The sequence below is a fragment of the Spirochaetae bacterium HGW-Spirochaetae-1 genome, from assembly GCA_002839375.1.
In the GTDB taxonomy this organism is placed as follows: domain Bacteria; phylum Spirochaetota; class UBA4802; order UBA4802; family UBA5550; genus PGXY01.
The window spans coordinates 255,126-266,822 of the sequence record PGXY01000002.1 but is presented as its reverse complement, the minus strand read 5'-3'; the positions used below and the strand labels follow the sequence as shown (position 1 = coordinate 266,822).

Sequence of the window (11,697 nt, the reverse complement as noted above, 5' to 3'; positions counted from 1 at the left end):
CAGATGTAAACAATTATTTGAAGCCGTGAAAATGCAACTTTAATTCATCAATCTTCAATCATATCGTTATTGAAAATTTAATATATTCAATTTTCAATAAACTAGTTGACGACAAATGAAAGAGTCTGTATAGATTTACACTTGTTATATGTCGATCGCCGGTACATTCTGAACGATATTGCCAGACGGCTTCAATAGCACATGATAGCATCATATACGCGAAATGTAAATATGTTCTGGAACAAAAAACACAACCCCTATATTAATTTTTTCGTATCAATTGGAGCCGGACTTAACCAAATTCCGTTAATCCGTGAGGCAAAAAAACACGGTTTTCATGTCATAGGTGTCGATACCAATCCCCTTGCTCCGGGATTCATGCATTGCGATTTAAAAATACAGGAATCCATTGAAAACCATGAGGATATATACAAAAAACTCATTGAAACGCTCTTCGACGGCAGAATAGCCGGTGTAATGACAAAATCATATGGTATAGCCATTCGCTCCACGGCCTTTCTTGCCGAAAGATTCAATGTTCCTTACATGCCGCTGTCACGAAGCGAATATTTCATCAATAAAAAACTTATGAAGGACCTGTTCCTGCAAAACAACATACGCACACCGGAAATCTTCGCCCTTCCTTCAAAAAACCGTATCGAGAAAATAGAAAAAAAGAAATTCCCCATTATTAAAAAACCGGTAATCGGCCACGCAAAAGTAGGGATCCACTTCCTCAAAAATGCGGCAGACCTGAAGAAACACTGGCCTGAAACTCAGGAAAAGGAGAAAGTTCTTTTTGAAAAATTCATTAATGGCGATGAGATAATCGCCGCCGGAATCGTCCACAAGCGGAGATTCCATCTCGTCGATATAACGGACAAGGAGACAACGGAGCTTCCCCATTTCGTCGACATTATGCATATGTCCCCGTCGCGATACTATCATCTTTTCGATGAGATAGCTGGTATAGGACAGTCCGTGGCCGATGCCTTCAACATCGCCAATTCACCCCTCATAATGGAATTCGTCCTGGATGACGACGGCAGGCCATGCCTTATAGAGGCAGTGCCGGAATTCGGCGGAGAGTTTCTCACCGATGTGGTTATCCCCGCCAGGACCGGTTATAACTTCATCGGGGAAGCGATAAAAGCCAATACCGATACGGGCTTCAAACCTCCCCTCAGGAAAAAAGCACGAAATGCCGTTGTGGTAAAATATATTACAGGAACCAGTGGGACACTTCTCTCCTTCAATCCCGATGGACCAAAAAAAATGAGAAATGTCATTTTCTCAAGAATATTCAAGGAAATCGGGGCCGAGGTTAACAGGCCCGAAACAAATCTGGACAGGCTCGGTGTGATAATTACCCGGGATAAAAATCCAGAGACTGCTCTTGCGGCGGCGGAGCAGGCATCGGAAAGTATGCAGATCCGGATAAAAAAATAACATGAAAAAAAAATCCTGGCAATCACATTATACAAAGGATAAATCACGCCTAACCTATCCCGATGAAAACCTGGTGCGCATGCTACGGCGATATTTAAACACGCAGGACGATCCCCAATCACTGGCAGCCCTGGATATGGGATGCGGAAGCGGCCGTCATTGCCGACTCCTCGCGGAACTGGGCACCGGCATCGTCATGGGAATGGATGTAAGCGACAACGCGCTCCGTTTGACTGAAGAGCTGGGAATTGAATATCTTATTCACGGCGACAACAGGCAAATCCCCCTCAAAAACAACTCTCTCGACATCGTAGTAGCCTGGGGTTCCCTGCATTATAACTACAAGGAAGAACTTTCCCATATGACGCAGGAAATATACCGCATCCTCAAGCCCGGAGGCCGGCTCTTCGCCACTCTCCGTTCCGACAGGGACACATACCTGAAAAGAGGCTCCCACCTGGGGAACAACATGTGGCAGACTGACCTGCCGGATCTTCAGGGGACCATCGTATCTTTTTACTCCGAGGATGAATTAAAACGTCACTTTACTCTCTTCAATGAACTTGAATACGGCATAAGCGAGAGAAGCCTCATGGGTGATACGGGAAGCATCATATCCCACTGGATCATCCATGCATTAAAGTAGCTTCCCACGGCCTGTAACTGGAACCGGGAAACAGCATAGCTGCTGTTATTTTTTAATTACTTCCCGGTTTACCGAAAAACAGGTGATATGCTTGACAAAACGAATTATCTTTGTATCATTCATATATATCATCATGAGTAAAATCTCTCCGAGGATATTCGCATGGATGTGATACGAAAGATTAAAAACCACGATGGCAGCAATCTAAAAAGCGCCGTTTTTCAGTTGGAAACGGGAATAATGGAAATCGTGCGGAAACAGTTTTCGGCAGTGTGGGACGCGGACCTGATGAGTGCATCACTGTCGGAAAAGCTGTGCAGCCTTTTCAACGAACGAACAATCCATGTCCCGGGAGGTTCCCTTTTTACAAAATGGAAGGCCTACTGTACGGCAGACCCCCCGGAAAAGATATTCAGCTCCATGGCCTTTATCCTGCATATATCCTTCCATGACAGAGATGAAGTCACCGGTGCAGCCTTTCTCGACATCCATGTAAAAGATCCCGGAAAGAACACTTTTTCCGACATTAAAAAAGACGCGATCCGTCGTTTAAACACAAGCGCTCCCCACTCACAGGTCCTTCTCTGCGACTATGACGCCATTGCCGGAATGGCTTTCGCCACATCGCCGGAATATATTGTGGGCAACGCAACTCATACCTGGAACAACTGGATGCCCGTAACCCATGCCGCGTGCATACAGACTGAGCTGGCCCTGGCCCTGGGAGAAAAAACAACATCGTTATACAAGGGGTCCTTTCCTTTTTCCTATCAGCTCTGCCACCGGTACTTTTACGGGCTCGACCTGGAATACCACGGCACAGCCATGGACATCGCCCGGGGGGAAAAAACGGATAAAGGAACTCCTCACTATCTCATAACGGTATCTTTAGGCGACAACGCCAGCACATGCGATGATGATTTCGGCATAAACAGATCGTTGTACCGTGAAATGTAGACTTCTTTTTTTTCATTGACATCACCTTCAACGGGCGATAGATTCCTCAATCAGTATTTAACATCATCAAAAACACAAAACTCAAGGAGAGACCCTATGAAAAAACCGGCCATTATTTTTCTTATTTCCATTCTCACCGCTACCGCCATCTACGCAAGACCCATTGGCGGCATCAATATGCCGGACACATTGAAGGCTGAAAAGGAAACACTGGTGCTCAACGGTGCCGGAATAAGGAATAAATTCTTTGTCGATGTCTATGTAAGCGGCCTCTATCTCAAAGCCAAAAACAGCAACGCCCAGGCCATTCTCAATGCCGATGAGGCGATGGCAGTCAGGCTTCACATAACGTCGAGCATCATAAACGGGGAGCGAATGGCAAAAGCGACCAATGAGGGATTCGTAAAATCAACGAACGGCAATACGGCCCCGCTGCGCACGCGTATCGATCAATTCATCGCTGTGTTCAATAGCGGTATTAAAGTAAATGATGTATATGACATCATATATATACCCGGTGAGGGAATCAAGGTTTATAAAAACGGTGCATACAAAAGCACGACGAAGGGCCTGGACATGAAAAAAGCTCTTTTCGGCATCTGGATAGGTGCGAAACCTCCCCAGGCAGACATGAAAAAAGCCATGCTGGGCTTATAAAAATCGTGCCTGACATCATCGCTGATGATGTCAGGCACCACGTAAAGACTGTGATGCACTCACGCCAGGACCAAAACCGAAAGATAATCTGCTTACCCGTATTTTACCCCCTTTCCCATGTCCGTACAGCCCGTATACATAAATCAGGAGAGAACACCGTAATGATTAAAAAATATCTTTACAAATCAGCATGCCATAGTAGATAAGTTTTCTTTCATCTTTTTGATACATAATCGTTGCGGAGGACGTCATGAAGAATGTCACAATAATCGGCGCAACAGGGTTCGGCGGACTGGGCCTCATCGAGATACTGCTGAGACATCCGGAATTCAATATCAAACAACTCGTAGCCCGAAAGGATACGGGCATCCCCGTCAGCGACGTCTTCCCTCATCTCAAGGGATACTGTGACATCATAGTCGATTCACCGGAAAAAACCGATTACGATACAGACCTGGTTTTTTTCTCCACCCCGGACCGGGCAGGCATGACTATTATAAACGACTTCCATAAAAGAAGCATTCCGGTTATCGATTTCAGCGGCGACTTCAGGTTCAACAATACCGCCGACTATGGCATTTATGCGCGAAACAAGGGGATGGAGGACACGCACCTGGCCCCGGATATATTGAAGGAAACGGTCTACGGGCTTCCCGAAAAATTCCGTGACGAAATACGAAACGCCACGGTAGTGGGTAATCCCGGGTGTTTCGCCATTAACATGATACTGGCCCTTCTGCCCGCTGCAGAAGAAGGCATTATTGTGTCAGACACCATCATCTGTGACGGTAAGACCGGCGTTTCCGGAGCCGGGAAAAATTCGGGCGAGGCCAATCTGTATCCCCAGAGACATGAAAATGTCAACACATACCGGGAGGGGAAACACCAGCATCTGGTAGAGGTGGAAAACATCATAAACCTCAACGGGAAATCGGAAAAAAAGATACTCTTTGTTCCTCAGATTGTTCCCCTGAACCGGGGCATCCTGGTGACCATATATGCAGACATACGGGAAGGCTATACTACTGATAAAGTCCAGAAACTCTATCGGGATTATTATCACAATGAGCCCTTTATTCTTATTACGGACCGTTCTCCCAATACGGCTGATGTTCGGGGTTCTAACAGGTGCGAAATCAGGACCATGGTTGACAAAAGAACGGGAAAACTTTTGATCACAGCGGTAATTGACAACCTTATTAAAGGACAATCGGGAAATGCCGTTCAAAATGCCAATTTGATAATGGGATTTGAAGAAACGCTGGGCATCAATAACCCGGCCTTTTATCCTTAATTTAAATCTTGACAACGTACATACTGTATCGTAAGGATTGAATTTCATCGTATCCAGACGCGCGTGATGTATAAAAGCAAAAAAATCCAGAAAAATAACATAATGTCAATAACAATCACCAGCGGTAAAGTAGCTTCACCGGGAATCAGAATGGGTAAGGCCTATGTCATACACGGGCACAAGGTTTTTATTCCCAAATATATGCTACGCGATGATGAAATAGACAGGGAACTGAAGCGATATGAAAATGCCCTGGAAAAAACCAAGCATGATATTTCCCAGATTCAGCAGCAGATAGCCCAGAGCCTTTCCAATGAAATGTCCGATATTTTCACCAGCCACCTCATGGTTCTCGAGGACCCCAAGATCGATGAAAGAGCCAGGGAGATAATCAAAAAAGAAAAGAAAAACGCCGAGTGGGTCATCAATGATATCATCCTCGAGTTAATCCAGAGCCTGGATTCCATAGAGGATGAATACATCCGGGAAAGAATTATTGACATCTCCGACATCAACAAACGCCTCATATCGAATCTTCAGAAAAATCAAAGCACATCCCTTTCTGACATTCATGAAGAAGTCATCGTATTTGCACCGGACCTGACCCCATCGGAAACGGCCTTAATGAACAAGGAATACATACTTGCCTTTGTCACTAACAAGGGAGGAAGAACCTCTCATACGGCAATCATGGCCCGGGCCATGGAAATCCCCGCCATCGTGGGAACCCTCAATGCCACATCGCTGGTTAAAACAGGGGACACGGTTATCGTCGACGCCATACACGGCAGTATCATCGTCAATCCCACAAAAAAAGAGGTAGAACAATTCACCCGGTCCCAGCGGGATTTCCGGAAAATGGAACAGGAGCTGGCAAAGCTTACAAACCTTGCTGCTCAGACCCTGGACAAGGAAGATATTTTTATCTATGGTAATATTGAAATCCCCGAAGAGATGAAAATAATTCTCGATCACGGCGCACAGGGGATAGGACTTTTCAGATCCGAATTCCTCTTTCTCGATAAATCTCTCCCCGATGAAGAACGGCAGTTTATTGAATACCGGAAGGTTGTGGAATTTTTCAATCCCCTCCCGGTAACCATTCGGACGCTCGACGTGGGAGGAGACAAAATATATGCCTATACGCAGCCACACAAGGAACGTAACCCCTTCCTGGGATGCCGGGCGATCCGATTCAGTCTCGAACACGAAAATCTCTTCCGTATCCAGTTAAGGGCCATTCTTCGCGCCAGCCATTACGGCAATGTCAAGATGATGTTTCCCATGATTTCCACCGTTGAAGAATTTCACCGCGCCGAATCTCTCACCAGGGAAATAATGCAGGACCTCCGGGAAGAAGGCATTCCCTTCGATGAGAACATTCCCGTGGGAATCATGGTAGAAGTTCCATCGGCCGTCATCAACGCCGACGTCCTTGCCGAGTATGTCGACTTCTTCTCCGTGGGCACCAATGATCTCGTACAGTATATACTTGCCGTGGATCGCATAAGTGAAAAGATAGCATATCTGTACAACCCGCTCAATCTTGCCGTACTTCGCTTTCTGAAGCAGATAGTCAATGTGGCCAATGCGAAGAATATTCCGCTTTCCATCTGCGGTGAAATGGCCGGCGAGCCCCAGTACACCATGGTCCTCCTCGGGCTCGGGTTCAGGCACTTCTCCATGAGTCCCACCTACATGTTCCAGGTAAAACGGATAATCCGGTCAGTAAGCATCAAGGAATGTGAAGACATGGTCAACAGGCTTTTTGACATCAGGGAAACCGCTGAAATAGAGGATGAAGTAAGAGAACGCTTCAGGGATAAATTTAAAGAGAACTTACTCTAGCATGAAACTCTACCACGAACTGGCCTATTATTATTTCGCCATTGAAGCCAACCATCGGGACATCAACAACGATATCAATCTGATCCGCTCCCTCCTGCCGGATCGCAAGGATACTCGATTACTCGACCTGGGATGCGGCACCGGGGAGCACCTGTCTATTCTGAGCAAATACGGCATCAATTGTTACGGCCTGGACAACAGTGACGACATGCTTAGCATCGCGCGAAGAAGGTTCCCTCAACAAATAATATTCGTCAAGGGGGACATCGCTGATTTTGACTTTTACAACGACTTCGACATGGTGACATCACTTTTCGGGTCCATGAATTACCTTCTTTCCGATGAAATCGTTGATAAGGCCTTCTGGAACATCTGGCGCGCCCTGAAAGACGAAGGCACGGCACTGCTTGAAATATGGAATTCGGAACCGCTGCTTCAGATCAATCACAAGGACATATCGCGTGTATCAACGACCGCGTATGAAGGAACGCGTATCGACAGGGAGAGGGGCTTCCGCATGCTTAACGATCCGCATGGAAGAACACTGTTCGAGGTCAACTACCGGTATTCACTCCACAACGGCGGACAGAGCCGGGTCATAACCGACCAGCACGTCATGCGCGCGTTCAAACTGGAGGAAATCAGGCCCTTCATCATGGATAACGGATTTACCATACGCAACATATACGCCGGCACACTAAAGGAACCGTTCCAGCAGATGTCCAATAAGATGCTGCTTTTATTAAAAAAGGAATAGCGCCAAAACAGAAGAGGATGCCCCGGGGACATCCTCTTTACACATAGAATATATTTCAGGTCACATCTGTATCGTGCTTTCATCGAAAGCGATGCTGCTCACGTCAACGATCCAGTCACCCAGCGTATCTTTCCACTGCTTATACAGACGCTTTGTCTTTTCCACATCTTTGAAGAATTTTTCCGGTTTTTCCAGGGCGAGGAACAGTACCTCCTCCATGGTGCTGACGGGGTGAAAAATCATCTGTTCCCTCACGTATACCGGAATCTTTTCCAGGTCCTTTTCATTATCCTTGGGGATAATGACATGTTTAATATGCCCACGGTGAGCTGCCAGAATTTTCTCTTTCAGTCCGCCGATGGGAAGCACTTTTCCCCGGAGCGTTATCTCGCCCGTCATGGCCACATCACATCGGATGGGTATGTTGCTCAACAGGGACGACAGGACGACGCCCATGGTAATTCCGGCCGACGGACCATCTTTGGGAATGGCCCCCTCGGGAACATGGAGATGGACATCATGCTCCTGGAGCACTTCATCCTCGACATTAAAAAACTGGTGATTTGAACGGACATAGGTGAATGCGGCCTGTGCCGATTCCTGCATGACTTCTCCCAGTTTCCCCGTCAGGGTAAGCTTCCCTTTCCCCCTCACCAGTGACGCTTCAATGTTGAGAATATCCCCGCCGACTTCAGTCCATGCCAGACCATTTGCCAGGCCGACCTCATTTTTCAGTTCCTTTACCATGTACTTGAACTTGATGGGACCAAGGTATTCCTGAAGCACCTGCTGCGTTATGACTTTTTTAAAGTTGATGTCGTTTGCAACCACCTCTCGGGCTACCTTTCGGCATATCTTGGCAATAACGCGCTCCAGGCTTCTTACACCGGCTTCACGTGTATAATGACGGATGGTATACAGTATTGATTCTTCGCCGAATTCCAGGTTTTCCTGCCTGATACCGTTTTCCTCTATCTGCTTTTTGAGGAGAAATTCCATTGCTATGCGAAGCTTCTCGGGCTCCGTATAACTCGATATCTCAATTATTTCCATCCTATCCTGAAGCGGCGCCGGAATCTTGTGCTGAGCATTGGCCGTGGTAATGAACATTACGTCTGTGAGGTCATAGGTGACCTCCATGTAATGGTCTATGAAGGCAAAATTCTGCTCGGGATCCAGTACCTCCAGGAGCGCCGATGACGGATCTCCCCGGAAATCCATGGACATTTTATCTATCTCGTCGAGGAGGATAACAGGATTTACCGTCCCCGCCTTCTTCATCATTTGTATGACCCTGCCGGGAAGAGCACCCACATAGGTTCTCCGGTGACCCCGGATCTCGGCCTCATCACGAACTCCTCCCAGGGACATTCTTATAAATTTCCTGCCGAGAGCGCGGGCCACACTCTTCCCAAGCGAGGTTTTTCCCACACCGGGAGGGCCCACGAAACACAGGATGGGGCCTTTGAGTTTCTTGGACAGCTGGCTTACGGCGAGATATTCAACAATCCGTTCCTTCACCTCTTCGAGGCCGTAATGGTCTTCATTGAGTATCTCCATGGACTGCTCAATATCCTTCCTGTCCCGTGTGCGTTTATGCCACGGTACATCCCTTAGCCATTCAATGTAAGTGCGCACGACAGCGGACTCGGCCGACATGGGGGGCATCTTCTCCAGTCTCTTTAATTCCTGCAGAGCCTTGGCCTTAGCCTCGGTGCTCATTTTAGCTTCTTCAATGGAATTTTTAAGCTCGGTGATTTCATCGACCTCATCATCGCCGCTGCCGAGTTCCCGCTTGATAACCTTCATCTGTTCATTGAGATAGTATTCCTTCTGGGTCTTCTCCATCTGTTTGCGAACCTGACCCTGTATCTTTTTCTCAATATACATCACCTCTATTTCGCCATTGATAAGTTCAATAAGTTTGGTGATGCGCTCGGCTGCGTTGCCGATATCCAGAACAGCCTGTTTAAACTCTATTCTCATTTCCACATGGGAGGCGATGACATCGGCCAGCTGAGAAATATCTTCGATGCTTGACGCCGTTGTGAGTGCTTCCTTGGGGACTTTCTTATTCAGTTTTATGTATTTTTCAAATACGTCAACAAGCGCTTTTCTCAACGCCTGGGCGTCGGGACCGGCTTCAATATTACGCTCTATTTCCTTAACCTGAACCTCTAACACTTCATCTTCAGCATCGAATTCCGAGAGATATCCACGGGCAACACCTTCCACCAGGACCTTGATGGTTCCATCAGGAAGCTTTAAAAGCTGGAGTATTTCCGCAATAGTGCCGACGTCATAGAGGTTTTTTCTTTCGGGAACACTTATCTGTGCATCCATCTGCGTGGCTAGTACAATGAGACGATCGCCTTTCATGGCCTTGTCAAGAGCGTTCACCGATTTTTCCCGGCCGACAAAAAGCGGCACGATCATGTGGGGAAACACCACTACATCCCTGAGTGGAAGCAGTGGATATCGTTTTGTAAAATCTATATTTTTTTTCATTATTCTCCTCTTTGAGCATTCACCTTACAGGGCCCAGGATGCAGACCAAAAAATCCGGCCGTGCAAGGAGCCCATAGCCTTATAACCGGTTCACTGACTCCCCTGCCCTTCATAGACATGCCGATGCGGGATGAGAGCGCTTTCCCCGTTAATTAATGTAATAGTCTATAACCATTGCATTAATTATATTGAAGATTTTTTAAAATGTAAATAAAAAATTTCCTTCTGAGGTAATCGGAAGATAGCCCGGTTCTGCGTTAAATCATTTATCGTTTTGAATTGTTCAATCCTTACGATCCCATCAAATCGGCAATTGAGTCCAGTTATGCCGATTTTTCTTCTTCCCTGTAGATAATCTCGGCCTGCTCCGTACCCCGGACCATGTTCCGGGCAATTATAATTTTTTCAATATTATCCTTGGAAGGAATATCATACATGAGATCCAGCATTATCTTTTCCAGTACAGCCCGCAGTCCTCTCGCTCCCGATTCCCTGCTCATGGCAATAGTTGCAATTTCTTCAATGGCGTCCTTGCGGAAAACCAGTTCAACTTCTTCAAATGAGAATATTTTATTGTACTGTTTGATCAGGGCGTTTTTCGGCTCCATGAGTATCCGCACCAGCGCCTCTTTATCCAGTTCATCCAGGACGGCCACAATAGGCAGACGTCCGACAAATTCCGGGATAAGACCGTACTTTATCATATCCTCGGGATTAACCTGCCTCAGTATATTGCATTCATTAATTTCTTTTTTAGATTTTATTTCAGCGCCGAATCCCAAAGTCTTGTTACCGATCCGCTGCTGGACGATTTTATCAAGACCGACAAAGGCACCGCCCACAATGAAAAGTATGTTCTTCGTATCGATGGATATAAATTCCTGGTGGGGATGCTTCCGTCCTCCCTGGGGCGGAACATTAGCGATTGTTCCCTCTATGATCTTCAGGAGCGCCTGCTGAACACCTTCGCCCGATACGTCCCTGGTTATTGAAGGATTATCGCTCTTGCGCGAAATTTTATCGATCTCATCAATATAGATTATTCCTATTTCGGCTTTTTTCAGATCACCATCGGCATTCTGAATAAGCCTGAGAAGAATATTCTCCACATCCTCTCCCACATATCCCGCTTCAGTAAGCGACGTGGCATCAACAATGGCAAAGGGAACCTGGAGTATCCTGGCCAGGGTCTGGGCCAGAAGTGTCTTCCCTGAACCGGTAGGACCGGCAAGAAGGATATTGCTCTTTTCCAGTTCCACATCATTCTTTTTCAGATTTGTATTGCTGAAAATTCTTTTATAATGGTTGTAAACGGCCACGGATAATACCTTTTTGGATTCTTCCTGGCCAATCACATACTGATCGAGAATATCTTTTATTTCACGGGGCTTGGGCAGATTGCTGAAATTGCTTTCAAAGGTGCTGTCCCTTTCTTCTGCCACAATTTCATTGCACAGCTCGATGCATTCATCGCATATATAAACATCAGGACCGGCTACGAGCTTTTTAACCACTTCCTGACTTTTGCCGCAAAATGAACAAAATAATTTTGGTTTCATATCTTTCTTTTTAGAAGCCATG

The 11,697-nt window shown here is 46.5% G+C and carries 9 protein-coding genes; 7 read left to right on the top strand and 2 right to left on the bottom strand.

Annotated features, from left to right (window positions below; genetic code table 11):
• Window positions 1–201: 201 nt before the first annotated feature.
• The 7 genes from CVV44_03180 to CVV44_03150 all read left to right on the top strand — a co-directional run bounded on the left by CVV44_03180 (window position 202) and on the right by CVV44_03150 (window position 7,608).
• On the top strand, window positions 202–1,449 hold the full coding sequence (locus CVV44_03180; protein PKL40618.1) for a hypothetical protein: 1,248 nt from the start codon (window positions 202–204) through the stop codon (window positions 1,447–1,449).
• 1 nt (window position 1,450) lies between these two features.
• Window positions 1,451–2,095, top strand: a complete 645-nt coding sequence (locus CVV44_03175) for a hypothetical protein (protein PKL40617.1) — start codon at window positions 1,451–1,453, stop codon at window positions 2,093–2,095.
• 162 nt (window positions 2,096–2,257) lie between these two features.
• Window positions 2,258–3,052: a hypothetical protein gene (locus CVV44_03170; GenBank protein PKL40616.1), complete on the top strand. Its 795-nt coding sequence runs from the start codon at window positions 2,258–2,260 to the stop codon at window positions 3,050–3,052.
• Window positions 3,053–3,148: 96 nt separating this feature from the next.
• Window positions 3,149–3,709, top strand: coding sequence for a chalcone isomerase (locus CVV44_03165; protein PKL40615.1), 561 nt, complete (start codon window positions 3,149–3,151; stop codon window positions 3,707–3,709).
• A gap of 250 nt (window positions 3,710–3,959) precedes the next feature.
• Window positions 3,960–5,003 carry an N-acetyl-gamma-glutamyl-phosphate reductase gene (locus CVV44_03160; GenBank protein PKL40614.1) on the top strand — a complete coding sequence of 348 codons (1,044 nt, stop codon included), beginning with the start codon at window positions 3,960–3,962 and terminating at the stop codon, window positions 5,001–5,003.
• Window positions 5,004–5,069: 66 nt separating this feature from the next.
• Entirely contained in the window at window positions 5,070–6,851 is a 1,782-nt protein-coding gene (gene ptsP / locus CVV44_03155) for a phosphoenolpyruvate--protein phosphotransferase (GenBank protein PKL40613.1), read from the top strand.
• 1 nt (window position 6,852) lies between these two features.
• Entirely contained in the window at window positions 6,853–7,608 is a 756-nt protein-coding gene (locus tag CVV44_03150; GenBank protein PKL40612.1) for a hypothetical protein, read from the top strand.
• Window positions 7,609–7,668: 60 nt separating this feature from the next.
• Here the strand turns inward: CVV44_03150 and CVV44_03145 are convergent, their stop codons facing one another.
• Entirely contained in the window at window positions 7,669–10,116 is a 2,448-nt protein-coding gene (locus tag CVV44_03145; protein ID PKL40611.1) for an endopeptidase La, read from the bottom strand.
• Between the two features lie 323 nt (window positions 10,117–10,439).
• Window positions 10,440–11,696 (bottom strand): ATP-dependent Clp protease ATP-binding subunit ClpX, encoded by a 1,257-nt coding sequence (locus CVV44_03140; protein ID PKL40610.1) that lies wholly within the window; start codon window positions 11,694–11,696, stop codon window positions 10,440–10,442.
• Between the last annotated feature and the right edge of the window lies 1 nt (window position 11,697).

Bases quoted from the DNA above. Each gene is read 5' to 3' on its own strand.
- CVV44_03175 (PKL40617.1), top strand. From the start codon at position 1,451: ATGAAAAAAAAATCCTGGCAATCACATTATACAAAGGATAAATCACGC.
- CVV44_03140 (PKL40610.1), bottom strand. From the start codon at position 11,696: ATGGCTTCTAAAAAGAAAGATATGAAACCAAAATTATTTTGTTCATTT.
- CVV44_03165 (PKL40615.1), top strand. From the start codon at position 3,149: ATGAAAAAACCGGCCATTATTTTTCTTATTTCCATTCTCACCGCTACC.
- CVV44_03160 (PKL40614.1), top strand. From the start codon at position 3,960: ATGAAGAATGTCACAATAATCGGCGCAACAGGGTTCGGCGGACTGGGC.
- CVV44_03170 (PKL40616.1), top strand. From the start codon at position 2,258: ATGGATGTGATACGAAAGATTAAAAACCACGATGGCAGCAATCTAAAA.
- CVV44_03180 (PKL40618.1), top strand. From the start codon at position 202: ATGATAGCATCATATACGCGAAATGTAAATATGTTCTGGAACAAAAAA.
- ptsP (PKL40613.1), top strand. From the start codon at position 5,070: ATGTATAAAAGCAAAAAAATCCAGAAAAATAACATAATGTCAATAACA.
- CVV44_03145 (PKL40611.1), bottom strand. From the start codon at position 10,116: ATGAAAAAAAATATAGATTTTACAAAACGATATCCACTGCTTCCACTC.
- CVV44_03150 (PKL40612.1), top strand. From the start codon at position 6,853: ATGAAACTCTACCACGAACTGGCCTATTATTATTTCGCCATTGAAGCC.